Raw genomic sequence first — 26,476 nt, 5'->3', positions numbered from 1 at the left:
TATCAGGTATGACCGTTTCTCCCACGGACCCGATTGAAGGAAAGTCCACCGCTGCCGACGTGCACTCGCGCTCGTCGGCACGCGAGGAATTAGCCCCACCCTTGCTCACGACCGAATACGCACCAGACAAGGTGTCCACTCGGGCGACCGTTCTAGCCTTCGCGCTGTACGGGTTCTTGGGTGGGTTTTTGACGTTGGTGGCCTGGTATATCCTGCGCGCCTCTTCTCTTCCTGCTTTCAACACATCCAACGTGACGCCTGCGCTGGCTACCGCCGGCTCGTTCATCATCTTGGTCACGGTGGTTGTGTTCTGTCTGCTGTGGCTGAAAGATAATCGTGAAAATCGCCCCCGTCCGCGCTGGCGCACAGTGCTCACCGAGGCACTGTGTTCCCTGGCGCCGACCGGCCTAGTCATTACGTCGTTGGGCATTCCACTCTCTGCTACCAAGCTCTATCTCGACGGCATCCAGGTTGACCAGGGTTTCCGCACGCAGTTCCTGTCGCGTATGACGGAGACCATCACCAACCAGGACATGAACTACATCGACATGCCTACCTACTACCCAATTGGGTGGTTCTGGCTCGGTGGACGTCTAGCCAACATTTTGAACCTTCCGGGCTGGGAGGTCTATCAGCCGTGGGCGCTGATTTCCATGGCCATCGTCGCTGCGACGCTCGTGCCGCTGTGGCGCAAGATCCTCGGCTCGCTGCCCGTTGCCACGGCACTGGCGCTGGTCACCGTCAGCATCATCTTGGTCATGACGCCCGAGGAGCCATATGCGGCAGTCGTCGGCATGTATGCCCCCGCCATGGCCATCGTCTTGCACCGCGCGTTCCGTGGCTCTTGGCCGGCCACGTTCGCGGTGATGCTCTACCTCGGTGTTTCTGCGCTGTTTTACACGCTCTTTACCGGCGTGCTGGCATTGTCGGTCGTCGTACTAGCTGCCCTGACAGCGGTGGTGTTCGCCCGCAGTTTCGTGCCATTGCGCCAGTTGCTCGTGATCGGCTTCGGGGCGATCGCAATCGCGTTGATCGGCTGGGGACCATACGTGTGGGAGGTTCTCACCGGTGCCCCTCACGTTTCGTCCACCGCGCCGCACTACCTGCCGACGGAAGATACGCAGTTCCCTGTTCCGTTCTTGACCTTCTCGGTCATCGGGTTCCTGTGCCTAGCTGGCTTGATCTACATGCTGATTCGTTTTAGTGATCCCGAGATCCGGATGCTCGCCGTAGCTACCTGCGTGTTCTATCTGTGGGCGCTTGCTTCCAAGGTGGCCACACTCGCCGGCACGACCCTGCTGGGCTTCCGCATGGAAACCCTGATCGTGCTGTTTATGTCAACCGCAGGTGTTCTGGCGCTCGCAGAACTTCGTCTCTTGGGCTTTGAGTATCTCTACCCAGATCGCTTCACCCTGAAAACCAACCAGCGAATCACGCGTGCCTTCGTCGTCATCGTTTCCCTCGCTGGACTGTTCTACGTGCAGCAGATCCCGGCCCAGAACCAGTCTTTCATTGACCAGGCGTATCAAGACACCGACGGCTACGGCGAACGCGCCGACCGCTTCTCCCCCGACGCTGGTCGCTACTACTCGGATATTGACCAAACCATTCGTCGCCACGGCTACGAGCCGACAGAAACCGTCGTATTCACCGACGAGATCAACTTCATGGCGTACTACCCGTACCACGGCTTCAACGCTTTTACCAGCCACTACGCCAACCCGCTCGGCGAATTCGACACACGCAATGACGCCCTGAACCGCTGGGCTCAGACCTCATTTGACGTCGGTGCCACACCGGAAAAGTTCATCGAAGAACTCGACTCCGCTCCTTGGAAGACACCAGATGTGTTCATCTTCAAAGGGAAGGTCGACGATTCAGCCACCGAGTGGAAGAGCCACGTCGCTGTTGATATCTTCCCGAACCAGCCCAATGTTCGCTACGAAGCTGTCTACTTCAACCCCGAAGTTTTCTCCAGCAATTACTGGGCCACCACTCAGATCGGCCCGTTCGTCGTAACCACTCGTATTCAGCAGTAATGACCAAAGACCTAGAATTGACTACCGTGCAAGAATCTTCCCAGCCAGCGCAGGCTCCCGGATGGCTGAAGAACACAGCCATCATCACAGGCGTGCTCGCGTTCCTCCTGTTTGTCGCAACACCTTTTCTGCCCGTCAACCAGACGCAATCGTCGTTTAGCTGGCCGCAGAATAACTCGCTGAATTCTGTCAACGCACCACTTATTTCGTTGGCGCCTGAAAAGCTCGAGTTGTCGGTTCCGCTTCAGGCGGTGGAGCACCTCCACGAGGGCCAATCCACCGTCATCGGCACCCTGCCCGATGCCTCCACCGAGGCCTACGACCGTGGCCTGTTCGTCACCGCCACGGAAGGCGGCGGGCTCAGCGTGAGCTCGTTGAACGACGTTGTCTTCGAAATCACCGCCGAAGAAGCCGCCACGCTTGACGACGACGCCGTGCTCGAAATCACCGCTACCGAGGACGGCGTGATGGCAGACATCCCTGGGACAAAGTTCTCGGAAGAGGTCGAGGACGATCTGCGCCCGCAGGTCACGGGTATTTACACCGAGATCGACGCGGAAGCTGCTGTTCTGATCGACGCTGGTCTATCAGCTGACGTTGAAATCAACTCGCGATTTACCTCCGCCCCGTCTGCGCTAAAGCTCACCGCGATGGTGCTTGGAATGGTGCTGACGATCGTGTCGCTGCTCGCCCTGTGGCGCATGGACGGACTCGATGGCCGCCGCATCCCATTCCTGCGCAAGCAGTGGTTCACGCTCAAGCCGCTCGACGGCCTGGTGTTGTTTGTCTTGGGCTTCTGGCACTTCCTCGGCGCAAACACCTCGGACGATGGATTTATTTTGACCATGGCCCGCGCTTCCAACGAGAGCGGCTACATGGCAAACTACTACCGCTGGTACGGCGTACCTGAATCTCCGTTCGGTTCCCCGTTTTATGACTTACTCGCGGCCTTCTCGCAGGTGTCCACGGCATCGGTGTGGATGCGCGTACCGACGCTCATCGCCGGCATCCTTACCTGGTGGATTCTCTCCCGCGAGATCCTGCCACGGCTAGGCACCGCCATCAGCGAACGCCGCATGGCTTACTGGACAGCCGCGTTCATGTTCCTCGCATTCTGGCTGCCTTACAACAACGGCCTTCGCCCAGAGCCGATTATCGCGCTCGGTGTGCTGGCCACCTGGGCATCCTTCGAGCGTGCCATCGCGACAAACCGACTGTTCCCGGCCGCAATCGGCACCATTTTTGCCACCTATACGTTGTCGTGCGGACCAACGGGTCTTATGGCGGTGGGCGTATTCTTGGTCGCTCTACCCTGGCTTTTCCAGGTGTTGCGCGCGCGTCGTCGTCACGCACCGTGGTACGCGTGGGTGGCTCCGTTCCTGGCTGCCGGCACCACCATCTTGGTCCCAGTGTTCGCTGATCAGACCCTCGCCGGTGTCCTAGAATCCACCAGCGTGCGTGGCGAAGTCGGACCAGCGCTGGAGTGGTACTCCGAGTGGGTCCGCTACGGCACGTTGTTCCAGCAAGCGGTTGACGGATCGATGTCGCGTCGTTTTGCTATGTTCACGATGCTGTTCTGCCTGGGTCTAGTGGTCTGGAGCGTATCTCGCTACGGCAAGGTCCCAGGTGCGGCCAAGGACCCGACAAAGCGCATGCTGTTGATCGTCGCGATGTCGATGTTCTTCCTGATGTTCACCCCGACCAAGTGGACCCACCACTTTGGTATCTACGCAGGTATCGCAGGTGCCATCGCCGCACTGGGTGCAGTTGTACTTTCGCAAATAGCAGTGAAATCTGCTCGCGCTCGTACCCTCACTCTGGCTGCCGTGTTGTTCCTGATGGCCATTACTCTGGCCGGCTGGAACGCCTGGTGGTACGTCTCGTCCTTTGCTATTCCTTGGTGGGATAAGACGGTCCAGATCAAGGGCATCGAGGCGAATACCGTCGTGCTGCTCTTGGCATTGATCACCCTGGCCATCGGCATTTGGCAGACGTTCCGCGACTCCTACCACCGCGCGAAGGCTGAAGAGACGGGCACTGTCGCAGAGTTCGAGGCCGCCCAGGCCAAGGAGGGTGGCAGGTTCCGTACTCTAATGACGGCACCGATCGCTGTCATGTCAATCGCGATGGTCGCTTTCTCTATGCTTTCCTTTGCCAAGGCGTTCATCGATCAAGCACCGTCATACTCTGTGGGCATGGGCAACGTGCGCGCCCTGGGTGGAAATTCCTGTGGCCTCGCCTCTGACGCCCTGATGGAGACCAACACCAACGACTCCTTCCTCACCCCCATCAACGGGGTGCCCCTGGGCAAGTCCCTGGAATCCGGCGAGATTCGCGGGTTCCACCCTGACGGCGTGCCGGAGTTCATCGAGCCAGAGAACATGGACTCCGCCTCGATCGGCGCCATCGGCCGCGACTCCCAGACCTCATCCGGCAACGCCAACACCGACTCCCGCACCACCGGCGATACCGACACCGACGCAGCTGATGCAGTCAACGCGCCCGCTACCACGGATGAGACGTCCACCGACGCCGAGACCACCGCCAACCAGTCCACCTCCGAAGGTGGTACACAAGGTAAGCGCGCTGAAGGTGATACCGGTGTGAATAACTCCACCGTGAACCTACCGTTCAACTTGGACTACACGCGCATCCCTGTTGTGGGCTCGTGGGAGGACAAACCACGTGGAACCGCAAAGATTGAAACTGAGTGGTACGAGGTCCCCGAAGCTACCGAGACCGCCCCACTCATCGTCGTTTCTGTTGCCGGTAAGGCGGAGTACCACGACATCAACGGAGTACTTCAGGAAGGCGAAGAGCTGCTCCTCGAATATGGCAAGCTCGGCGACAATGGCAAGGCCAAGAAGCTCGGCGAGCTCGAAATGCTCGATGCCGGTGAAGGTCCATCATGGCGCAACCTGCGCTACCCGATCGCAGATCTGCCGGAGGATGCCGACGTGGTTCGCATCGTCGCCGCTGACATGTCGTTGGCCCAAGAGGACTGGATCGCACTCACCCCGCCTCGCGCACCGGAGCTCGCACCGATGACGGACCTCATCTCCGCAGACACCCCCACCCTGCTGGATTGGTCCGTGTCCTTGCAGTTCCCTTGTCAGCGCACGTTTAACCACTACGCGGGCGTGACCGAGATTCCCGAGTACCGCATCTCGCCAGATGCTCCGGGCAAGGCTGCACTGTCGGGCTTCATGGACTTCCTGGGTGGCGGCTCGCTGGCCACAGCCGAAGCCGTGAACTACTCCTACGAGATCCCCGCATACCTCAAGGACGACTGGCACCGTGACTGGGGCTCTGTTGCTAAATACGAGCAGCGCACCAATTCCCAGGGAGTCACGCCGGACTTGGCCGACATCAAACACGAGGAAATCAGCCGCTCCGGCCTGTGGCACCCGTCCGATATGAAGATCCGCGACGTGAACTAGCCACCTCCCGAACGGCAGAACCCGAACGCCCTAGACGCTTGTCGACGACCCCGTCGCCGCCTCTAGGGCGTTCGGCATCTGTAATTCGGGTTCTAGTTTGGGGGCCGGCAATGCGGGCAATTCTGCCAGCGATGTCAGAGCGCCTTGCGTGAACACGTAGCCGTGGTCGGCCCGCATCATCTGCCACGCCCGCACCCACACGAACAGCCACGTTCCATAGAGCAATACTGCCGCGGTACCAAGGGTGAAGTTGTGCACCATCGACGACTCCGGCAAGTAGTTCCAGATGAAGTGCGCCAAAAACGCTACGCCAAAGTAAAGGGCGAAAACACGCAAGCGCCACCACAAACTGCGGACTGCAACGAACAGCGCCAAACCGATACCCCACCCAGCGATTCCGGTCATGGCGATGTGCAGAAACGGCCCGTAAACCATGCGCAGACCCCACATTTCCAGCATCCCGTACAGGTCACTTTCCGCGTGATACATCGCGCCCATGGAGCCGTAGAGGACGTTCTCCACGGTCTCAAATCCTAAGCCCACAATCATGCCGACGACGAAACCGTGCCAGGGGCGATGGAGTCGTCGGAAAGCGAGCAGGACGAAAAGCACACCGATCGCTTTGGTGGGTTCCTCGGGCCACGCACCGCCGAAGGACATTATGGAGTCCTCCCAGTTCAGCGTGAGCGCGAGATCCGTGTTAGACAGCCCGCCGGCGAACACCAAAGCGGGCGCCACCGAGCCGCCCCACAGGAGCGCGCACAGGACCCACCAGACACCGGTGTGGCCACGAGCACCCTGCCAGCGAGGCCACAACGGAGTGAACCGGAGCAGTGTTACGACTACGCCGATGTAGAAGATTGCGATGCCGATGTTGGCCCAAGCGGCCGCCGGCGAGATCATCAGCAGCTGGACCAGGCTGCCGACCAGCACGGGCAACGTGAGCACGATCGCTACGATCATGGAGATTTGGAATAGCTTCGACATCGTTTAGAGCTCCTCGTACTTTGTGATCTGCGCGGGAGGTTCCAGGAGATCGGAGTCGAGCGCTTTACCCGTCATTGCCTCCCAAATCTGGCTGCCAACGATGGCTACGTCCTCTTCGTCGGATCCATCAATCAGGACGAACAGCACATCGTCGTCAGTGCCTTTCACTGTCATACCCACGGTGGTCAGGTTTTGCCCGAACGCGTCTCCCGACGAGTAGTAGAGGAAATTGTCATCGACGGAGATGACATCGCCTTCTTCTCCAAACTCCAGCATGGAGTAGGCCTTGACCTGGCGACGCAGCGTGCGCTCGGGGTCGTCGGTGGCTTCGGTGTTGGCTACTTGCACGCTTGTGTCACCGCATGTCCATCCTTGCATTGACATCGCGTAGGGGTCGCTTTCGCAGAGAAGGTGTGGCACTGTGACTTTCCAGTCGGTATTCACGGACGTGATTTTCACTTGCTCGCGTTCGCGGTGCGGTTCAGGCAATGTGGCGACAAGAATCGCAGGGAGCGCCAGTACGACGATGAGCGCCGTGACCGATGCCGCGAAAAGTCTGCCAGTGTGCGCCGGAGCGAAGCGAAATGAAGACATGAACCAAGCCTAATCGCTAGGCTGGGGGCATGAACGACCTGTATCAATTCGTCAATGGCCCGTGGCTTGAGAATCATGTTATTCCTGATGATCGTGGGGTCGACGGTACATTCCATGCACTTCGCGACGACGCCGAAGCAGCAGTCCATGAACTAGTCAACGCAGGAGCGGGTCGCGCGACCGACCTGTTCACCAGCTTCATGGATACCGATGCGATCAACTCTCGTGGCGTTGCTCCGCTTGACGACGATCTCTCGGCCCTCTCGGTCAAAGACATCGATGAGTTCGCCGTCAACCTTGGCCGGCTCGAGCGCGACGGAGTCGGCGCACCTTTGACGTACTTCATCGAAAAGGATTCGCAGGGCGAGAACGCGGTGGCCTACCTTGTTCAGTCCGGCTTGGGTCTGCCAGACGAGGCCTACTACCGTTCCGAGGCCCACGCCGAAACCCTAGAGGCGTACCGCAAGCACGTTGCGGAAATGCTCGGCTTCCTCGATCCGGCGAACCTATTTGGTCTTCCTGCAGATGCCGCCGCGACGCGCATCGTCAACTTGGAGACTGAGCTTGCCTCTGGCCACTGGGACGTAGTGCAGTCTCGCGATGCCATGGCGACCTACAACCCAGTCGAGGTCGAAGACTTGCCTGACGTGATCAGGAAGCTACTGTCTGGCTCCGGTGTCACCACTGGGCGCGTTATCAATATGATGCCGTCCTACACTGAGCACCTCGCAGGCATGCTGCGCCCAGAGCACCTCGCGGACTGGCAGCTGTGGGCAACCTGGTGCATTCTTCGTTCCCGCGCAGGCCTACTTGCCGAAGAAATCGGCGCGAAGAACTTCGAGTTCTACGGGACCAAGCTCTCTGGGGCGACCCAGCAGCGCGACCGCTGGAAGCGTGGCGTCGGTCTCGCAGAATCCTTAGTCGGTGAGGAAATCGGCAAGGCTTACGTGGATCAGCACTTCCCTGCCAAGTCCAAGGAAGACATGCTCACTCTGGTTGGCTATCTCACCCGCGCCTACCGCGAGCGCATCAGTCAGCTGGAATGGATGACGGAAGAAACCCGCACCCGCGCGATCGAAAAGCTTGCCCAGTTCAAGGCGAAAATCGGCTATCCGGATATGTGGCGCAGCTACGAAGGGCTTGAGTTTGATACCTCGGGCGAGCTGCTCGTCGACAATGTGCGCAAAGGCGCGGCCTTTGAACACGAGTACCAGCTGGCAAAGGTGGGCAAACCTGCCGACCGCGACGAATGGGTCACCACTCCTCAGACTGTCAACGCGTTTTACAACCCGGTGGTCAATGACATCACTTTCCCAGCAGCAATCCTGCAACCACCGTTTTACAACCCCGATGCGGACGCAGCGGAGAACTTCGGTGCGATCGGCGCAGTCATCGGCCACGAGATCGGCCACGGCTTCGATGACCAGGGCTCACGCTACGACGGCCTAGGCAACCTCAACTCGTGGTGGACCGACACAGACCGAGAGGCTTTCGACGAGCTGACCGGCAAATTGGTCGAGCAATATGACGGCCTAATCCCGGCTGTTTTGAAGGGCAAAGAAGGCGTCGATGGTGTCAACGGTGAATTCACCCTAGGCGAGAACATCGGCGACCTCGGCGGACTCGGCATCGCCGTGGTGGCGTACAAGCTGTACCTCGCCGACGAAGGGCTCGACGATGGGCCTGAGCTAGAATTCCAGGTCGAACAGGCCGAGCCTGCTCTCTATGAGCAAAAGTACACAGGCATGCAGCGTCTCTTCCTCGCGTGGGCCCGAGTGTGGCGCACGGCGATCCGCCCAGAAATGGCGCACCAGTACTTGGCAATCGACCCGCACTCCCCGGCTGAGTTCCGGTGCAACAAGATCGTTGCCAATGTTGACGAGTTCTACCAAGCGTTCCCTGAGGTGACGTCGGACTCCGAGATGTGGATCGCCCCGGAGGACCGCGTCACCATTTGGTAGTTACTTCTGCAGGTCACCCCAGGACAATTCTGCAAGAATGCGGGTGTCCTCTGGGGCACCGGCCTTCCAGCCGGTCAGGCGCAGGCGCGAGGTCGTGTGGCCGGTAGCGATTTCCTTGCTGTGGGTCAGCAGGTTCGGGATCCGCAGGAAGAAGGAGCGAACCTTGCCGTCGACGACGACGGTACCGGTCGCACGCTGGCGGGTGAACTCGCGCAGCACGACCTCGCCGATCTCAGCCGGACCCTCGCCCGAGCCCTCTACCTCGATCGCAGGGGCTTCTTCTGCTGCTACTGCTGTTCCTTCTGTGCCGTTGAGAATAACGCGGATATATTCGCGCACCGCGGTCTCGCTCGCCGTTGCTGGAACGACAAAGCGCTTGCCCAGCGTCGAATGGTCAATCTCCGCCAGCGTTGCTTCTGAGTGGGTGTCTTCTGCGATGTAGGTGACGGGGAACTGCATCAGGCGGCCATCAAGGTCGTTGCCCACCAGAGTCTCAATACCAACCTGGTTTGCAGGATCGTCGAAAGTGTACGAGCCAACTAGGTCATGGATTGCTCCGAATCGCTTGGCCAGCTCCTCTTTGGATGGTGAAAACATCGTGTCCTCCTAGATTTGGATGCTAATTCCGAATCTAGTCTTTGTTTCTCGCCTACGCTTGAGGCCATGACATCTCACTCAGAACTTCAACCTGGACAACCGGACGATAACTACCCGCTCAACGAGCAGGGAGCTGAGGATTTCAACGTTGGCGGAGTCGAGCGCACTCTGCCCGAGGAGCAGCAGCTAGAACAACTGGTGTCCTACATGGACTCCACGTACCCGCTGCCTGATTTCACCCCTCCATGGAAAGGCGGCGCAGGCGATCCGACCCCGGCCGACCGCTACGTGGCCCTTCTTCCCGATCGTATTACCCACGCCAGCATGTTAATGCTTGGCACCGCCGTCGATCACGCGATGCCGGGTGTCGCTTTCGCCGGCGACGTGCAGATGCAGGACATCCCTTCAATCGGCGCCCGGCAGTTCACTCCCTCAGAGCCGACCGGCCGCTGGGCCATTTCACTCCATTCCGGCGGTTGGTGGCGAGGCAGCGCCGACGCCTTGGAACACTCCTGGCGCCCCGAAGTTGCAGCGGCTGCGGAATTATCCGGCACGACGATCCTTGACGTGGATCACCCGCTTGCCCCTCAATACAATCTCGCGCAAATCCGCGAGGCCGTTCTGGGCGCCATAGGTTACGCGAAGCACCACTCTGCCTCATCGATCGCCGCCTGGGGCTACAGCTCAGGTGGTGCGCTGGCGACTCTGGTCGCCTCGCACGTCGATGCGCTGGTACTCACCTTCCCTGATCTCAACTCTGTCGCGGGATTGCCGGAGGACATCTCACAAGGCTTACAGGTTCCGTCGCCGAGCCAGTGGCCTCGGACCTTGTTGCAGGTAGCGCTTAACGACGAAATCGCCGCCCGACCAGAAGTTGATGGCGACGATCACGTGCACACGATTGAGTATCACTCAACCCATAGGATTGCTACTCCGTCAGAATCCCGTCGTCGAGTTCAAGACGTCAGTGAGTTCCTCCGGAACTTCTAGCTCCGGAATAGTCGAGCCAATTTCAGGCAATTCCGGGGCTGGGACTGGAAGCGGGCCCACAGCCGGTGCCATTCCGAATCCGTGCAGCGTGTCGTGGGTGTTGGCCTGCGTGTCACCGTAGGTCATGGTCGCGGCAGCCCAGCCGTCACCGAAGGAAACGGTCGCGGTGGATGAGTGCAGGTCATTGGACCAGCCGTACTTGGTACCCCATGCTCCTGGCAGACGGGAGGTGCCAAAGTTCTGGCCAATGCCGTCATTAGCCACAGGTGCCGCGGTGGTCATACCACGCAGCACAGGCGCCGCGGCAGGATCAGGGCGGATGCTTTGCACGAAACGGGCCACATCCACCGCCGAGGTACTCGACTGGCCCCAGTACCCATTGCGGGACGTGGAGGACAGGTTGAAGTCACGGGCGATTTCATCGATAGCCTGAGGGTACGCGGCGTCCATCTCCGAGGCCAAACCGTCATGCGAGACGCGCAGCATGTATTCCACCTGCGATTTGTGCTGCTCGGATCCGTGGTACATCACCCAGTAGCCCAGGTAGAGTTTGCTCAGCGAAAGTGCCGGGCGTGCCTCGTAGCCGTTGGCAGTAGCAGAGCTGCTTCCGTCGGAGTACACCACGGCAAGTGAGCTTCGCGAATTCACATCCGAGTTAGTCAACGACACGGCAGAGGCCGCCGGGGCAAGGCCCACTGCAATGATGAGCGCCAAGACAAGGCCAAGGAATTTCTTCAAAGTATGTCCACCTTTGCCTACCGGCACCTAGGGAAGGGCAATTACATTGTTGCGGTATCAATAACGAATCGATACCTTACATCGGAGTTTACTGTTCTGTCATAAGATTCATTGACCCTAAAAGCGTCTATTAGTTCGATTTCTGGGGTCACATTATGCTCGGCACAGAAGTCAAGCATCTCCTGCGTTTCTCTGATCCCACCAACCAATGAGCCGGTAAGCACCCTTCGCTTCGAGGTATACATTCGCGCTTGAGTTTCCATCGGCGCAGGTGGAAGACCCAATTGCACGAATACACCCTTGTATCGCAGCAGCCTCATATAGTCGTCAATGTCCAAGTCCACGGACACGGTATTGATTATCAAATCGAAGTAGTTTGCGAAATCCCGGGGTACCCCCTCACGGGTGGGGTATAGGTCCTGCGCACCGAAGGCCAGCGCGTCCTCGCGTTTCTTTTCGGAATGTGAAAACACTGTCACTTCTGCGCCCATCGCAACAGCAATTTTCACCGCAACGTGGCCCAGCCCTCCCATTCCGACGATGGCCACGCGCTTACCGGGGCCTGCCTCCCAAAGCTTTAACGGCGAATAGGTAGTGATACCGGCACACAGTAGCGGCGCGGCCTTGTCCATCGGCAGCGCATCCGGGATTCTCACCACGAAAGCGTCACGCACTACGATCTCTTGAGAGTAGCCACCCTGGGAGTATTCGTCGTCGGTGTAGCGATCACGCCCGCCATAGGTAAATATCGGCCCGCGCGAACAGTACGACTCCTCCCCCTCCACGCATTCATCGCACGTGCCACAGGAATTGATAAAGCAGCCGACGCCTACGCGGTCGCCCACCTGCCATGTGGTCACCTCGCTACCGACTTCGGTCACGCTTCCGACGATCTCATGTCCTGGCACCAGCGGGTATTCGCGGGGCCCGAACTCGCCACGTACGGTGTGGATGTCGGAGTGACACACACCTGCGTATTCGATGGCGATCCGCACATCGTCGTCACGCAGGTCGCGGCGGGTGATGGTCAGTGGTTCCAGCGGGGCACCAGCTGCAGGGGCACCCCAGGCGCGTGTCGTAGTCATGTCGCCAGGCTACTCGACGACCGCGTCACAGGTTCAGAATCGACTCCGACTCGGACAGCTCTGCTTCATCGACAGGCTCCTCGACCTCGCACAAAGTAACCGTCGCTCCAGTGGAATCGGAAATCAACAACAGGCGTCCGAACTCGGAGTCCTCCGGCCCGCGGATGACCTCACCGCCGAATTCGACAACGCGCTTCGCGGCCTCGTCGATGTTCAGCACGCCAAGGAAAGACTGCCAAAAACCCGGAACGCTCGGAGGGAACTGCCCCGTCGCGTCGCGCATGCCTGCGAATGCGCCACCTTCCTCTACCACTAGCGAGTATCCGTCGCGCGTCACGGTTTCCCAGTTGAATAGCTTGCGATAGAAATCGCCCACCTCTTCAAATCCAGTGGTGGCGGTGTAGTCGTGCCACACGGGGGTGCCCGGCTCGCCCGCAGCAACGAAGGAGTCCTCGCCGGCAGGCTGGATCAGGCCGAACAGCCCGCCGGCGTTGTCCACGCATAGGCTCATCGCGCCCATCGACACTTCGATAGGTTCGGAGAGAACACGCCCGCCCAGCTCGGCGACCCGTGCAGTATCTCCATCGATATCGCCGGACAGGAAGTAAGTGACCCACGTGTCAGGCATCGTTGCCTCCGCAGGCTGTGGCAAGAACCCCGCCACTGGGAGGCCTTGGACGCGCGCGGTGCGGTATGCCGCATCGTCGATCTCCCACCCCAATACCTTGGTGTAAAAGTAGGTCGATTTGCGCACCTCAGAGGTGGAAAGGTCAACCCAATATGGCATTCCGGTGCGGGCTTCAAAAGCAGGCATGTGTTACAGATTCCTCCACTTTTCGGGATCGAAGTCGTCGTTTGCAGTGCGTTCGTCGAAAAAGTCTCCGAATTCACCGTCGGCGACGACGGTAGCTGTGACCCCTCCGACGGTGACTACGTCAGCGTCGTGAAGCGTAAAGCCACGCTGCTCGACGACCTCTCCGTTGACCTCAACAGACCCGGTGGCGATCAGCTCTTTGGCATGCCCGCCTGTATCGGCGAGGTTGGCCAGCTTCAAAAACTGGCCGAGTTTGATGGATTTTCCCTGGATACCAATGCCCATGAGAACCTAGCTTACTTAAGGAGCCAGACGGACAGCGGTGCCGGTCACCGAAACCATCATCATGCCGTTGTCAGAGCCCAAGACCGAGTAGTCAAAGCTGACTCCGACAACAGCGTCTGCGCCGAGTTCCTGAGCACGCTGCCACAGTTCGTTCAACGAGTTTTCGCGAGCCTTAATCGCCTCGCCTTCCCAGGTGGTCGAGCGTCCGCCCACTATGTTGCGGAAGCCCGCAGCGAGGTCCTTAAACGCGTTGATGCCAATGATGGTTTCGCCCGCGACGATGCGGATGTAGTCGGTGATCTGACGGCCTTCGACGGAGTTGGTCGTTGTTAGAATCATGCGATAATTATAAGCGCTGCTAGCCAATTAGGCTCTGGAAACCTTCGACAACCATCCACATCCCCAGTGCGATAAAGATTGCACCTGCCACAATGTCGATGATGTGGCCGTAGCGTTCCAAAGGCGCGGCGATCGCGCGCACCAGCAGCGCGAAAAGAACGAACCAGATGATCCCGATGACCACCATGGTCACGGCGATAATCGCCATCCATTCCCAGCCCATGTCGGGGCGGACGAACTGCGCAAACACCGCGCCGAAGAAAAGCACGGCTTTGGGATTTGAGAGGTTCGTCGTAAAGCCAAGGCCGAAAGCCTTTTGCGACGACATCTCTGGCCCACGGATGGTGTGGGACGGGGTGGATCGTCGTGAAGCAAGCCCGGCGCGCACGGACTGCGCACCCATGTAGATCAAGTATGCGCCACCGACGAGCTGCAGCACGCCAAGGACCTCGGGCACCGCACGGATCAGCGCGCTCAGACCCAATAGCGATGCGACGACCCACAGCGTGTTTCCCAGCATGATGCCCAAGGCGCAGGCCACGCCGGCTGCACGGGATTTCGCACCGATGCGGATGATCTGGAATAGGTCTGGGCCGGGACTGATAATTGCTGCCAGCCACACTCCGATCAGTGCTGCGTACGAGGCGATAGTCATGGGAGCTTAGTCTAAGCCTGATCCCGCGGCATGATGTTCATCGTGTCGATATTTACATGCACAGGCAGGCTGGCGACCCAGCGGATTGCCTCCGCCACATCCTCGGCGGTGAGGTTCAGTTTGCCGTCGTAGACCTGGTTCGCACGATCTTCGTCGCCCTTGAAGCGCTTGACGGAGAAGTCGGTCTTGACTCGTCCTGGATCGATCTCGGTGATGCGCACCGGATTCGCCACTTCCTCCAAGCGCATTGCGCGGGTTAGCGCACGCACACCGTGCTTGGCCGCGTTGTATCCGGAACCACCCACGTACGGAGTAAAGCCAGCAATCGAGCCGAGGTTAATGATCAAGCCTTCCGATTCGATCAGCTTTGGGTACAACGCCTTGGTCACGCGCACGAGGCCGACAACGTTGACGTCGTACATCCATTGCCAATCGTCCAGGTCGGCGTCACGCAAGTAATCCAGCCCGCGTGCGCCGCCGGCGTTGTTCACCAGCAGGTCGACGTGCTCCAGCTGTGCCGCCAGCGCGTCCACGCTCTCTTGGCTGGTCACATCGAGTTCGACAGCGACACCGCCGATTTCTTCCGCAATCTTTTCAAGCTTATCGACGCTGCGCGCCGCCACGTACACCTTCCAACCATCAGCGGCCAGGGCGCGAGCTGCCGCCTCGCCGATTCCTTCGGATCCACCTGTTACTACTGCGATCTTTTCCATGGTGCCAGGCTACAGTTAACCAAGCTTTTGTGTACAGAATTGCTTAGGATAGGCGCATGCACGATATGGACCGCCTGCGCAGTGGCCAGTGGTACCTTCCCGATGGCGAAGAACCGTTGCGTCTGAAGAATAAAACTGCCAAGAAGATGCACCTATTCAACCAACTCTCCAACACCGACAAATCCTCCGCCGACAAGCTGCTCAAAGAAGTCCTTCACCCTAAGTCAGCTGCCCCAAAGGTGTGGGCGCCGCTCCACATCGAGTACGGCGTAAACACCAAATTTGGCAAGGGTGCGTTTCTCAACTACAACTGCGTCATCCTAGACGCAGCCGAGGTGACCGTCGGCGCGCGCACGCTGTTTAGCCCTGGCTGCCAGATCATCACCGTGGAGCACCCAGTTCACGATCTGGAAATGCGTCAGAAGGAGTGGGAACGCGCACGTCCCGTCGTGATTGGCGATGACTGCTGGCTCGGTGCTGGAGTCATGGTCATGCCTGGTGTGACGATCGGCGATCGCTGTGTCATCGGCGCGGGTGCCGTGATCACCAAGGACATTCCGAGTGACAGCCTCGTCATGGGTGTGCCGGGCGCTGTGGTGCGCAAGCTGAATCAGGGCGACGCTGCTTTGGAGCGCGAGGGGTTGGACCAGGAGCTGTAGAACACTCCGCGCCGCCGCAAACTGACCTTTATAGACTGGCCTTTACCGGGTGAGCCACAGCGGGCTACTTGGTAAAGGCCGTTGTGCAAAGGTCAGTTTGCGGATTGAGCTCGCCTGCCAGCTTCTGCACCCGCTCATCGATATCGTCGCGGATCAGCCGCATGCGCTCCATCCCTTCGATGCCACGCAGCGAAGGCTCGTCGGTGTCCCAACGCTCCAAGGATCCGACTGCGTCTGCGGGCATCTCTACCTGCGCGTCATTGCCCAGAATGACAACACGATCCACGGTGCGCAGGAGCTGCGGGTCAATCGCCTTGGGAACGCCGCCGGACATGTCGGCGCCAACCGGCGATGGCGGCGACGGATTCGTCGTTAAGCTTTGTGCCGGGTTTCGTGCCTGCGGAGTGGATCTCCAGCTCGGGCGCGCGCAACTGCGCCAGAGCAGCAGCCATCTGGGATTTGCCGCCGTTGCCGACACATACGAATAGAACCTTAGACATAAGAGCTCTCTTTCGGGAGGGTGGGGTCATTAGGGAACAGGCGTGGGCCAACCCACAGCATCACGTAAACCAAGCTTACAAGCACGGGAACTTCGATGAGCGGGCCGATTGTGCCGGCTAGGGCTTGGCCGGAGGAAGCTCCGAAAGTGCCAATAGCCACGGCGATGGCCAGCTCGAAGTTATTGCCCGCCGCCGTAAACGACACTGACGACGACTTCGCGTAGTTCAGGCCGGCCAACTTAGACACGGCAAGCGCGATGGCGAACATGCCGACAAAGTAGATCAGCAGCGGGATCGCCATACGCAATACGGCTCCGGGGTGGGTCAGCACTTGGTCGCCTTGCAGCGAAAACAGCAGCACGATCGTGTACAGCAGACCGATCAGTGCAAGCGGAGAAATAGCCGGCAGAAACTTCTCTTCGTACCATTCGCGACCTTTTGCCTTTTCGCCGAAGACACGCGACAGCACACCAAGCGCAAGCGGAATACCCAGGAAAACAAGCACGGACTTCACGATCGCCCAGAATGAGAAGTCGGCGGAAGCGGTATCCAGCCCCAACCATCCCGGGAGAACCTGCAGGTAGAACCAGCCAAGCACGCCGAACATCAGCACTTGAAAGACGGAGTTAATCGCAACCAGCACGGCAGTGGCCTCTCGGTCGGCACAGGAAAGGTCGGACCACACCAGCACCATCGCGATGCAGCGTGCCAGCCCAACGATGATCAGGCCGGTGCGTAATTCGGGCTCGTCGGCTAAGAAGATCCAGGCCAGAGCGAACATCAGCAACGGCCCGAGGATCCAGTTCAGGAACAGCGATACAACCATTAACCGCTTGTCCGAGGCGATCTCACCTGCCTTGTCATAGTGAACCTTGGCCAATGGCGGATACATCATCACCAACAGGCCGAGCGCGATCGGCAACGATATGCCGTCGAATTCAAGGGCGCTGAGCGCGTCGCCGATCCCGGGCACAATCTGGCTAAGTAGCAGCCCCAGCGCCATGGCTAGCATGATCCACAGTGGTAAGAAGCGGTCAAGGAAGGACATTTGTTTGTTCATCGGACCCTCAAATATATATCGATATGCGTCGATATGAACTTTACTATAGTAGGAGCATGTCCACCGAATGCTGCTCCCTTGGCACCGGCCCGCTCTCCGAAAACGAAGCCACCCGCTACGCCGCGATCTTCAAAGTGCTCGCGGAGCCCAGCCGCCTGCAGCTACTCTCCGAGCTCACCGACAACAGCTGCGCACCGAAAACCGTTAACGAACTCACCGACATCACAGGACTCAGTCAATCCACTGTGTCCCATCACCTCAAGAGGCTTACCGACGAAGGCCTCGTCGAAAAGGTGCGAGACGGGCGGACTGTCACCCACCGCGTGATCCCCGATGTTTTCGCCGAGCTCCGAACCGTGTTGCAGATGGACTAATCTCAAGGCCATGTTTGACCTCGCCAGGATCGGTAAGGGCCTGCCCGTAGCCAATGTGATCGACCAGCTGCCCTCCCACGGCCCGCTGGTTGTCGAGGCTCCACCCGGCACTGGTAAGACCACGCTACTTCCCCCAGCAATCAGCAACGTGGCCGGAAAGACACTGGTCACAGCCCCGCGCCGGGTGGCTGTGCGGGCGGCGGCGCGTCGTTTAGCCCAGCTCGACGGGTCACAACTTGGCGACCGGGTGGGCTATTCCATCCGCGGCGAGCACCACGACGGCTCGCTAGTGGAGTTTGTCACCCCGGGCGTGTTGCTCAACCGCCTGCTGCGTGACCCCGAGCTCGCTGGCATTGGTGCCGTGGTCATCGACGAGGTCCATGAGCGCCAGCTAGACACCGACCTCGTCCTAGCGATGGTGATGGAAGTCGCGGCCCTGCGCGACGATCTTTACCTCGCCGCGATGTCCGCAACCCTCGACGCCGCAGCGCTTGCCCAGCACATGTCCGCGCAGATCCTGTCCACCGAGGCGGTCATCCACCCGCTGGACATCAGCTACCACCCGCACGAGGATCGCGCGCAAGGCACGCGCGAGTTTTACCGTCACGTTGCCGCGCTTGCCGACGACCACCCCGACCGCACCTTGGTCTTCGTCCCCGGCGCGCGCGAGGTGGACTTGGTGTGCTCTGCTCTCCCCGATGCCGCTCCCTTGCATGGCAGGCTGACCAACCACGAGCAGGACTTCGCTCTCAATGGTGATTCTCGCGTGGTGGTAGCGACGACGATCGCCGAGTCCTCCATTACAGTGCCGGGCGTGCGCCGCGTTGTCGACGCCGGCCTTGCCCGGGTTCCTCGCCGCGACGCAGCACGCGCTATGACTGGCCTGGTCACCGTCTCCGAAGCCCGCACCAGCGCCGATCAGCGCGCCGGCCGTGCGGGTCGTCTTGGCCCCGGCGAGGTGCTGCGCGCCTACTCCCAGGCCGACTACCAGCACTTTCAGGCGGACATTACTCCAGAGATCGCCACGAGCGACCTTACTGGCGCGGCTTTGACCCTGGCGGCCTGGGGAACCCCGCGTGGCGTTGGCTTGCCATTGCTCAGCCCGCCACCAGGCCCCGCGATCGCCGACGCGGAAGAAGCCTTGCGCGCACTCGGCGCCGTCGACGAGGAGGGCCACATCACCGACCTTGGCACCCGGCTTGCCCGCATGCCGATCGATCCGCGGCTGGGCAAAGCACTGGTCACATATGGTTCCGGTGCGGCTCCCACCGTCGCTGCACTCGCCGAAGGCCTCGGTGGCGATCTCGCACGTACCCGGGCACCACAAAACCAGGTCAAGCGCCTAGCCAAGCTTGTCGACGACTCCCCCGCCGTCCCCGCCGGCGACGTCATCGCCACGGCGTTTCCGGGTTGGATCGGCAAGCGCACCGGCAACGAGTACCTGCTGGCTGCTGGAACCCGCGCCACACTCGGCGTAGACATGGGCGCCCCCGAATGGATTGCGGTCGCCGAGGTGCAGCTGACCGCTCGCGGTGCTGTGATCCGTGCCGCCGCGGCACTTCCCGGCGAACCCGCAGAGCTAGTCACCGAGGAAACCCGCGCGAGCTTAGAGGGTGGCAAGGTGCGTGGACGCAAGGTCAAGGCGATTGGGGCGATCGAGCTCTCATCCACCCCGGTCCGGCTGACCCCCGCCGAGGCTGCGGAGGCGCTCGGCGAGCTTGAACTCCACCATTTCCAGCTGTCTGACAAGGCGCAATCGCTCAAGCATCGGCTGGATTTTCTCCACGAGCAGCTTGGCGATCCGTGGCCGGATATGGAACACGGCGACTACTCCCCCGAGGTGATGGCGGTGGCCGAGGGGTCGTCGATAAGCAAAATCGACATGTACCCGGCGTTGCAACGTCAGCTGCCCTGGCCGGAGGCTGCGAAGCTGGGTGAGCTTGTGCCGGAGCGGCTCGAAGTACCCAGCGGGTCGCATCCGCAGATCGACTATTCCACGGGCAGGCCGATCGTACGGGTCAAGCTGCAGGAGTGCTTCGGGCTGGCTGCGTCGCCGGAGGTGTGCGGGGTGCGGGTGCTGTTTCATCTGTTGTCACCGGCGGGTCGCGAGCTTGCGGTGACTGATGATCTGGAGAGCTTCTGGAACGGTCCGTACCAAGAGGTGCGCAAAGAAATGCGGGGCCGCTACCCCAAGCACCCGTGGCCCGAGGACCCGTGGACGGCGCAGGCGACCGCGCGAACCAAGCGACGGAGTTAGATCAGCAGGTACACGCAGAGCACCACGACGAGCGTGAGCAGCGCGTACCGGACCAGTGTGGTTCCGCCGCCAAGGACCGTGCGCGCGCCGAGCTGAGCGCCGATCATGTTCGCTACCGCGAGCATCAGCGCTAGCGCCCACTCGACGTGCCCACCGACGATAAACACCACTAGCGCACCGAGGTTCGTCGCAGTGTTGACCACCTTGGACATCGCTGCCGAGCGGAGGAAGTTCTGCGAGAACACCGCCGTAAACCCCATGATGAGGAACATGCCGGTGCCGGGCCCGAAGATGCCGTCGTAAAATCCGATCGACGCGACGAGCAGTGCGCCAAGCAGCACCCGGGTCTGAGTGACAGTTCCCGGCCCGTCGCCCTGGCCGAACTTAGGGTTAAGTGCCACGAATAGGCCGACCGCGATCAGAAGCACGATGATCAGCGGACGCATCACGTCCTCGTTGAGCAAGGAAGCGGCAGCCGCACCGCCCGCCGAGCACAGCCCTGCGATCAGCGCATACCACCACACCCGACGAGGCACGCCCACGCGACGCATCATCGTCCACGCAGCTGACGCGGTGCCCGACACAGCCGCGACCTTGTTCGTCGCAAGCACGCTGGCCGGCGACAGGCCGGTCGTCGCCAGCAACACTGGGATCAGCACAAGGCCACCGCCACCGATGACGGCATCGACCCACCCAGCAAACGCGGCCGCGGCGAGCAGTACCGCGATCATTGCATTGGCCGGACTTCGACAGGCTGTCCGCAAGCCTTAGCGCCACGCTTGGCTACGACCACTGCCGCCTCCATGTCCGCCGCGTCGATGACCCAAAAGCCGCCGAGCTGCTTCGACCCTGCGACAGCCGGGCCAGCCACAAGTTCACCAGTTGGGGTGACCTGCTGTGCGTCTTCGGGCGCGGTGAGCCCGCAAGCGTAGACCCAGTTGCCCTCCGCCTTGAGCTCGTCGTTAAATGCATTGACGCGGGCAAAGGCTGCCTGCATGTCTTCTTCGGAACTGTATGCGCTCTGTGATGCCTGCACGCCTGGATCGTGGTAGATGGCCAAGAGGTAATGAGTCATGACCTAAACGGTAGTATGTGTTGGGTGTTCAGGTGGTTTCTCGTAATCGTTTCGTCGCTTCTTCTCGGAGCGGCTTTTTCGTACCTGAATGTCCCAGCTGCGTGGATCGTCGCATCGATCATCGCGTCCGGCATCATGGCGTTGAGCACCAAACAAGAGCTCCGCGTGAATGAAAAATTCTATTCGCTTGGTCGCGGAATCATCGGTGTGATGGCCGCTGTCCCGATCGTCGGTGTTCCGCTTGGCCAGCTCGCGCACTACATCCTGCCCGGCCTCGTCGTTTCAGCGGTCACTATAGGTATCGGTTTTGCCACCGGCATGGTGCTCTCCCGCTTTGGCGTTTCCCGTGAAACCGGGATTTTGTCGTCGCTTACCGGCGGTGCGTCGGTCATGCCCGTGATCGCCAAAGAACTTGGTGCGGACATCCGCTACGTAGCGCTCGCGCAATACCTTCGCCTTCTTGCTGTCTCGATGACGTTGCCGCTCGTGGCCTCCTTCCTCGACGCACCAGGCGAAAGCCACGTCGCTGGGATCGACGTGGAGTGGTGGATGTGGTTCTTAGTCCTCGCCATCGCGATCTTGGGCGGGCCGATCGCCCGGTTCCTGCACATCCCCGTGCCCAGCGTGTTCGGCCCACTGCTGCTCACAGTGCTGATTGCGCAGTTCATCCCAGCCGACATCGTCGCACCTGAACCGTTGGGGATCATCGCTTTTCTCTCCATCGGCTGGGTGTGCGGCGGCAGCCTTTCGGTACCGGCGCTGCAGCGTTTTTCCCGCCTCCTACCAGCGACGATCACCTTCATCATCGTCATTATGAGTGCGTGCGCGGCGATGGGCGTGGTCGTGTCCAAGTGGCTCAATATCTCCTATTTCGAGGGCTACCTGGCCACCAGCCCCGGCGCACTGGAAACCGTTTTGGCGCTCTCCGCAGAAGGTGGAGCCGGACCAGCGGTGATTGCGATTCAGCTGATCCGGCTCATTGCGATCTTGCTCATGGCAGGCTACCTGCCGAAGATTCTGCGCAGATTTTAGGAGTTCAGTACCTCGTTGCGCAGCAGGTCCATCGGCATGGAGCCGAGCTTCAGTGCACGGTCATGGAACCCAACGAGGGTCTGGCCCTCGGCGAGTGCGTCGTCGCGAAGATTCTCCCAGGCGCGTTGCCCCAGCGCGTAGGACGGTGCCTGACCCGCGAGACCCAGGTAGCGGTCGAGCTCGAAGCTCAGGTTTACCTCGTCCATCGCCGTGTTGTCGCGAAGAAACGCCTTGGCATAAGACGCGTCCCAGATACCCGTTCCCTCCGGCACCTTCTTGCCTAGGTGCACGCCGATATCCAGCACAACTCGGGCCGCACGTAGGCGCTGAGAATCGAGCATGCCCATCTGGCAGCCCGGATCCTGCAGGTGGCCGAATTCGTCCATGAGCTGCTCGGCGTAGAGCGCCCAGCCCTCGCCGTGGCCGGAGTTCCAGTTCACGGCGCGACGCCACAGGTTCAGGTTGTCGCGCTCGGTCAGGGTGATTCCTAGCTGCAGGTGGTGGCCCGGCACGCCCTCATGGAATACGGTGCTCAGCTCCTGCCAGGTGTGGAAAACTTCCTGACCCTTTGGCACCGACCACCACATGGTGCCCGGGCGAGAGAAGTCATCCGCCGGCGGGGTGTAGAAAATCCCACCTGAACCCGCCGGGTCGATGCGACACTCGAGCACCTTGATCTCGTCCGGGATGGTGAATTGGCTGCCGTCGAGCTCGGCGATGGTGCGCTTCGACATCTTTTCCATCCACGCCTGCAGCTCGTCGGTGCCTTTGAGCAGGTAGCGTGGCTCTTCGTTCAAACGTCGGTAGGCGACACGGATCGGGCAGTCGTCGTCGTAAAGCAAACGCGTAAGCTCTTTTTGCTTGGCGACGATCTCACGCAGCCGATCCAAGCCCCATTCATAGGCTTCGTCAAGGTCCACCTTGTGGCCGATGTAGTACTCGGAGAACATCGCGTAGCGCTCTCGGCCGAAAGCGTCGTCGTGGGGCGCCAGTGGAGACAGCTCGGTGGAGAGCCAGTCGGCCATCTCGGCGAACGCTTCCTTTGCGCCCGCAACGGCGGCGGCGTCGTGCTCAAGTCCGAGGTCTTCAAGGAGGCTGCCTTCGTCGGCAAGCTCTTCGCACTGGCTGACAACGGCGTCGATCTGGCGATGAGCTGCGACATTGCCTTGGCTAGCGGCTTCTGCCAGCGACTCGCGGTACCCCTGCAGCGACTGCGGAACCTTAGATAGGCGCGACTCGATCGCGTCGATATTGTCCGGGTTCATCAGCGAGAAGCAGTCGCGGATGGTCTGTACTGGTGATTCAATGTTGTTCAGCAGGCGGAGGTATTCGCCCTGGTGGTGGATCTCCAACTGGAGGCCAAGGCGGTCGCGGATGATCGCGGCGGTGACATGGTCAACCTCATCGAAGTCGTCTTCATCGTCGGATTCATCGGTGCCATCGTTAAGTGCGTCAACGTCGGCGATCAGATCACGGATTCGATCGGCGATGGCATCCCAGTAGTCGGGGGAGAAGTCCTGCAGTTCTCCGTCGTGTCCGACCAATCCCAGCTCCGTCGCCATTGTGGGAGCGATTTCGGCGACATCGTAGACAAAGTTTTCGCAGGTAGCGTCAAGCAACGACGGCTGGCGGGCAGAACTGTCGGTGGTGATTGACTGAGAACTCATGAGTCGCAAGTCTATCGCCTTGCTAGACTTCTGCCCACTTGTCGCCGGGATTTACCCAGGTGGAAAACTGTTTCAGCAGGTCTTCTGGCTCTTCTGAGATGATCATTGCATTGGCATATTTTCCATTGAGGAACCCGCGGGAAACCATTGTGTCCATCATTTCACACCAAGGATTCCAGAACCCTCGCACATCGAGCAACGCTACCGGCGCGCTGATATGACCCAGCTGCTGCATAGTAAGGACCTCGGTGAGTTCCTCCATCGTGCCCATCCCGCCTGGCATCGCAACGAAGGCATCCGCGAGCTCCTCCATCTTCGTTTTGCGCTGGGCCATCGTGTCCACTACGTGCAATGTCACGCGCGGGTGCGCCATTTCCTTATCGACGAGCTGCTTCGGGATCACGCCGTGTACCTCTCCCCCAGCGTCGAGGCACGCGTCTGCGACCTCGCCCATCAATCCGACGTTCCCGCCGCCGTACACCAGGGTGAGCCCGGAACGGGCCAGCGCGGTGCCCATTGCGCGGGCGGCGGTGGTGTACTCGGGGTGGGTGCCATGGGAAGAGCCACAATAGACAGCGACGGAAGAGACCATATGGCTTATCCTAGTAGCCATGAACGGTGTGGATCAGGCGAAAGATCTTGCAGCTCAAGCCCGGCGGGTCGAGGTGTTCACCGGAGCAGGCATGTCTGCCGACTCTGGCATCGCCACCTACCGAGATGCCCAGACCGGCGTGTGGGAAAACGTAGACCCCCAGGCGATGGCCTCGATTGACGCGTGGGCGCGCGACCCTGAGCCGATGTGGGCGTGGTACTTGTGGCGCGCGGAGCTGGTTCGACGCGCCGAACCCAACGCTGGCCACCGCGCGATTGCCCAGTGGACGAAGAACGCCCACGTCACGGTAACTACCCAGAACATCGACGATCTCCACGAGCGCGCCGGCTCCGAAGACGTCGTGCACCTGCACGGCTCGCTCTTCGACTTCCGCTGCGCCATCTGCTCCCGCCCCTACAAAGGCCAGATCGACTTACCCTCGGAACCCGTCGAATCCATGTCCCCACCACATTGCCCTTTGTGCGACAACCTCATCCGTCCTGGAGTGGTCTGGTTCGGTGAGGGCCTCCCGCAGCGCGAATGGGAGGAAGCCGAAAAGCGCATGATGGAAGCTGACTTGGTCGTCATCGTCGGCACCTCGGGGGTGGTCTACCCGGCCGCCGGGCTGCCCATGGTTGCGCATCAGCTCGGCATCCCGATCATCGAGGTCACTCCTCAGCGCACAGACTTGTCGACGATCGCCTCTGTCGTCGTCGAAGGCACGGCCGCGGAAGCGTTACCGTTGCTTGTGCCTTAGTATGTCCAAGCATGCGTGAGATCTTTGCGGACACTCGCCCGCTTCAGGTACCGGCGTACCGCAAATTGTGGATCGCCAACATCCTGACCCAGCTGGGCGCCCAGATGACAGTCGTGGCCGTACCCGCGCAGATTTATGCCCTCACCGATTCGTCCGGCTACGTAGGGCTCACCGGCTTGTTCGGCTTGGTACCTTTGGTGATCTTCGGACTTTACGGTGGCTCCATCGCCGATGCCTTTGATAAACGCAAGGTACTGATCGTCTCGACATTGGGCATGATCATTACTTCCGGCGCGTTTTTCGTCGTCACCGCACTTGGGCAGGCGAACGTGTGGCTACTGCTGTCGATTTTCGCGCTGCAGCAGGCATTCTTTGCAGTGAATCAGCCCACGCGCACGGCTGTGTTCCGCTCGATTTTGCCGTTTGACCAGCTCGCGGCCGGGGCCAGCTTGAACATGATGGTGATGCAGGCGGGTGCGATCGTCGGGCCATTGGTTGCCGGTGCGCTGATTCCGTTTGTTGGCTACTCGTGGATTTATCTGATCGATGTCGCGTGCCTAGTTCCCACGCTTGGTGCCGTGCTGACCTTGCCTTCCCTGCCGCCAACAGGGCCGACGGAGGCGCCTGGATTGCGTTCCATCGGCAGCGGTTTGCGCTACCTGTGGGCTCAGCCCGTGCTTCTGATTGCGATGCTTCTCGACGCCATCGCGATGGTCTTCGGCATGCCGCGTGCTTTGTACCCCGAGATGGCTGCCGTTGATTTCGGTGGCTCCCCGTTGATGTTGTCGCTGCTGTACTCGTCGATCGCGCTGGGTGCCGTTGTGGGAGGACTCTTCTCCGGTTGGGTTTCTCGGGTTATACACCAGGGCAAGGCGGTTGCCCTGTGCATCGTCGTGTGGGGTGGCGCGATCGTCTTGGCTGGGCTATTCACGCTGATTAGCCCGCCTCAGGTCAGCGTGTGGGCCTGGCTCGTCGTCGGCATGCTGGTGATCGGTGGTGCAGCCGACATGTTTTCGGCGAGTCTGCGCAATGCCATTTTGCAGCAGTCTGCGACAACTGAGATGCAGGGTCGCGTGCAAGGTGTATATATCATTATCGTGGTGGGTGGCCCTCGCATCGCGGACATCGCACACGGCTGGGCGGCCGAATTTGTCAGCACCGGCTGGACCACCCTTATTGGTGGAGTCTTGGTAATTGCTGGAACGGCAGTATCGATGCTGCTCGTACCACGTTTCTGGACATATAAGAAACCCCTTACGGACTAAG

At 60.3% G+C, this 26,476-nt stretch carries 25 protein-coding genes and 1 pseudogene; 10 read left to right on the top strand and 16 right to left on the bottom strand.

Features of this window, described 5'->3' with window-relative positions:
- The first annotated feature begins 8 nt into the window (after positions 1-8).
- Together QP027_RS00205 and QP027_RS00200 are read left to right on the top strand one after the other, a co-directional pair.
- On the top strand, positions 9-2,039 hold the full coding sequence (locus QP027_RS00205) for a galactan 5-O-arabinofuranosyltransferase (RefSeq protein WP_284825189.1): 2,031 nt from the start codon (positions 9-11) through the stop codon (positions 2,037-2,039).
- Positions 2,039-5,479 (top strand): arabinosyltransferase domain-containing protein, encoded by a 3,441-nt coding sequence (locus tag QP027_RS00200; protein ID WP_284825188.1) that lies wholly within the window; start codon positions 2,039-2,041, stop codon positions 5,477-5,479. The genes QP027_RS00205 and QP027_RS00200 overlap by 1 nt, the downstream gene beginning before the upstream one ends.
- Positions 5,480-5,509: 30 nt before the next feature.
- On the opposite strand, the gene QP027_RS00195 is transcribed toward QP027_RS00200, so the two are convergent.
- Together QP027_RS00195 and QP027_RS00190 are read right to left on the bottom strand one after the other, a co-directional pair.
- Complete coding sequence (locus tag QP027_RS00195; protein WP_284825187.1) at positions 5,510-6,466, bottom strand: PrsW family intramembrane metalloprotease; 957 nt, start codon at positions 6,464-6,466, stop codon at positions 5,510-5,512.
- A 3-nt stretch (positions 6,467-6,469) separates the two neighbouring features.
- Entirely contained in the window at positions 6,470-7,060 is a 591-nt protein-coding gene (locus tag QP027_RS00190) for a hypothetical protein (protein WP_284825186.1), read from the bottom strand.
- A gap of 29 nt (positions 7,061-7,089) precedes the next feature.
- Between QP027_RS00190 and QP027_RS00185 the strand changes: the two genes are divergently transcribed.
- Positions 7,090-9,021, top strand: a complete 1,932-nt coding sequence (locus QP027_RS00185; RefSeq protein ID WP_284825185.1) for a M13 family metallopeptidase — start codon at positions 7,090-7,092, stop codon at positions 9,019-9,021.
- Here the strand turns inward: QP027_RS00185 and QP027_RS00180 are convergent, their stop codons facing one another.
- Complete coding sequence (locus QP027_RS00180) at positions 9,022-9,618, bottom strand: maltokinase N-terminal cap-like domain-containing protein (protein WP_284825184.1); 597 nt, start codon at positions 9,616-9,618, stop codon at positions 9,022-9,024.
- Positions 9,619-9,684: 66 nt separating this feature from the next.
- Between QP027_RS00180 and QP027_RS00175 the strand changes: the two genes are divergently transcribed.
- Entirely contained in the window at positions 9,685-10,608 is a 924-nt protein-coding gene (locus QP027_RS00175) for an alpha/beta hydrolase (protein WP_284825183.1), read from the top strand.
- Here QP027_RS00175 and QP027_RS00170 read toward each other — a convergent pair.
- From QP027_RS00170 to QP027_RS00140, 7 genes are read right to left on the bottom strand one after another with little or no spacing between them, the layout of a single operon-like run.
- Positions 10,555-11,346, bottom strand: a complete 792-nt coding sequence (locus QP027_RS00170) for a hypothetical protein (protein WP_284825182.1) — start codon at positions 11,344-11,346, stop codon at positions 10,555-10,557. The genes QP027_RS00175 and QP027_RS00170 overlap by 54 nt on opposite strands.
- A gap of 41 nt (positions 11,347-11,387) precedes the next feature.
- Positions 11,388-12,431 carry an NAD(P)-dependent alcohol dehydrogenase gene (locus QP027_RS00165; protein WP_284825181.1) on the bottom strand — a complete coding sequence of 348 codons (1,044 nt, stop codon included), beginning with the start codon at positions 12,429-12,431 and terminating at the stop codon, positions 11,388-11,390.
- Positions 12,432-12,456: 25 nt separating this feature from the next.
- Complete coding sequence (locus QP027_RS00160) at positions 12,457-13,245, bottom strand: VOC family protein (protein ID WP_284825180.1); 789 nt, start codon at positions 13,243-13,245, stop codon at positions 12,457-12,459.
- A gap of 3 nt (positions 13,246-13,248) precedes the next feature.
- The gene (locus tag QP027_RS00155) at positions 13,249-13,530 is read right to left on the bottom strand and encodes an RNA-binding S4 domain-containing protein (RefSeq protein WP_284825179.1); all 282 of its coding nucleotides are present in this window, start codon (positions 13,528-13,530) and stop codon (positions 13,249-13,251) included.
- Positions 13,531-13,545: 15 nt separating this feature from the next.
- Positions 13,546-13,869 carry a heavy metal-binding domain-containing protein gene (locus QP027_RS00150; protein ID WP_284825178.1) on the bottom strand — a complete coding sequence of 108 codons (324 nt, stop codon included), beginning with the start codon at positions 13,867-13,869 and terminating at the stop codon, positions 13,546-13,548.
- A 19-nt stretch (positions 13,870-13,888) separates the two neighbouring features.
- Entirely contained in the window at positions 13,889-14,524 is a 636-nt protein-coding gene (locus QP027_RS00145; RefSeq protein WP_284825177.1) for a LysE family translocator, read from the bottom strand.
- Between the two features lie 11 nt (positions 14,525-14,535).
- Complete coding sequence (locus tag QP027_RS00140; RefSeq protein ID WP_284825176.1) at positions 14,536-15,237, bottom strand: SDR family oxidoreductase; 702 nt, start codon at positions 15,235-15,237, stop codon at positions 14,536-14,538.
- A 56-nt stretch (positions 15,238-15,293) separates the two neighbouring features.
- On the opposite strand from QP027_RS00140, the gene QP027_RS00135 reads away from it, so the two are divergent.
- The gene (locus QP027_RS00135; protein WP_284825175.1) at positions 15,294-15,896 is read left to right on the top strand and encodes a sugar O-acetyltransferase; all 603 of its coding nucleotides are present in this window, start codon (positions 15,294-15,296) and stop codon (positions 15,894-15,896) included.
- A 64-nt stretch (positions 15,897-15,960) separates the two neighbouring features.
- Here QP027_RS00135 and QP027_RS00130 read toward each other — a convergent pair.
- Positions 15,961-16,396: pseudogene (locus QP027_RS00130) on the bottom strand (arsenate-mycothiol transferase ArsC).
- Complete coding sequence (arsB, locus tag QP027_RS00125; protein WP_284825174.1) at positions 16,389-17,456, bottom strand: ACR3 family arsenite efflux transporter; 1,068 nt, start codon at positions 17,454-17,456, stop codon at positions 16,389-16,391. The pseudogene QP027_RS00130 and the gene arsB overlap by 8 nt, the downstream one beginning before the upstream one ends.
- Positions 17,457-17,512: 56 nt before the next feature.
- On the opposite strand from arsB, the gene QP027_RS00120 reads away from it, so the two are divergent.
- Both QP027_RS00120 and QP027_RS00115 read left to right on the top strand, forming a co-directional pair.
- A complete protein-coding gene (locus QP027_RS00120) occupies positions 17,513-17,830 on the top strand; it encodes an ArsR/SmtB family transcription factor (protein WP_349293170.1) in 318 nt (105 codons plus the stop codon).
- Between the two features lie 10 nt (positions 17,831-17,840).
- A complete protein-coding gene (locus QP027_RS00115; RefSeq protein ID WP_284825172.1) occupies positions 17,841-20,087 on the top strand; it encodes an ATP-dependent RNA helicase in 2,247 nt (748 codons plus the stop codon).
- Here QP027_RS00115 and QP027_RS00110 read toward each other — a convergent pair.
- Together QP027_RS00110 and QP027_RS00105 are read right to left on the bottom strand one after the other, a co-directional pair.
- Entirely contained in the window at positions 20,084-20,818 is a 735-nt protein-coding gene (locus tag QP027_RS00110) for a TSUP family transporter (protein ID WP_284825171.1), read from the bottom strand. The two genes, QP027_RS00115 and QP027_RS00110, sit on opposite strands and share 4 nt — an antisense overlap.
- Complete coding sequence (locus tag QP027_RS00105; protein ID WP_284825170.1) at positions 20,815-21,162, bottom strand: YciI family protein; 348 nt, start codon at positions 21,160-21,162, stop codon at positions 20,815-20,817. The genes QP027_RS00110 and QP027_RS00105 overlap by 4 nt, the downstream gene beginning before the upstream one ends.
- A gap of 15 nt (positions 21,163-21,177) precedes the next feature.
- Between QP027_RS00105 and QP027_RS00100 the strand changes: the two genes are divergently transcribed.
- The gene (locus QP027_RS00100) at positions 21,178-22,194 is read left to right on the top strand and encodes an AbrB family transcriptional regulator (RefSeq protein WP_432418637.1); all 1,017 of its coding nucleotides are present in this window, start codon (positions 21,178-21,180) and stop codon (positions 22,192-22,194) included.
- On the opposite strand, the gene QP027_RS00095 is transcribed toward QP027_RS00100, so the two are convergent.
- A complete protein-coding gene (locus tag QP027_RS00095; protein WP_284825168.1) occupies positions 22,191-23,861 on the bottom strand; it encodes a DUF885 domain-containing protein in 1,671 nt (556 codons plus the stop codon). The genes QP027_RS00100 and QP027_RS00095 overlap by 4 nt on opposite strands.
- A gap of 22 nt (positions 23,862-23,883) precedes the next feature.
- The gene (locus QP027_RS00090) at positions 23,884-24,453 is read right to left on the bottom strand and encodes an LOG family protein (RefSeq protein WP_284825167.1); all 570 of its coding nucleotides are present in this window, start codon (positions 24,451-24,453) and stop codon (positions 23,884-23,886) included.
- Positions 24,454-24,472: 19 nt separating this feature from the next.
- Here QP027_RS00090 and QP027_RS00085 point away from each other — a divergent pair, with 19 nt between their 5' ends.
- On the top strand, positions 24,473-25,210 hold the full coding sequence (locus QP027_RS00085) for an NAD-dependent deacylase (protein ID WP_284825166.1): 738 nt from the start codon (positions 24,473-24,475) through the stop codon (positions 25,208-25,210).
- A gap of 11 nt (positions 25,211-25,221) precedes the next feature.
- A complete protein-coding gene (locus QP027_RS00080) occupies positions 25,222-26,475 on the top strand; it encodes an MFS transporter (RefSeq protein ID WP_284825165.1) in 1,254 nt (417 codons plus the stop codon).
- Position 26,476 lies beyond the last annotated feature (1 nt).

Source organism: Corynebacterium breve, assembly GCF_030252165.1.
Classification (GTDB): Bacteria; Actinomycetota; Actinomycetes; order Mycobacteriales; family Mycobacteriaceae; genus Corynebacterium; species Corynebacterium breve.
This window is presented reverse-complemented; position numbering and strand designations above follow the sequence as displayed.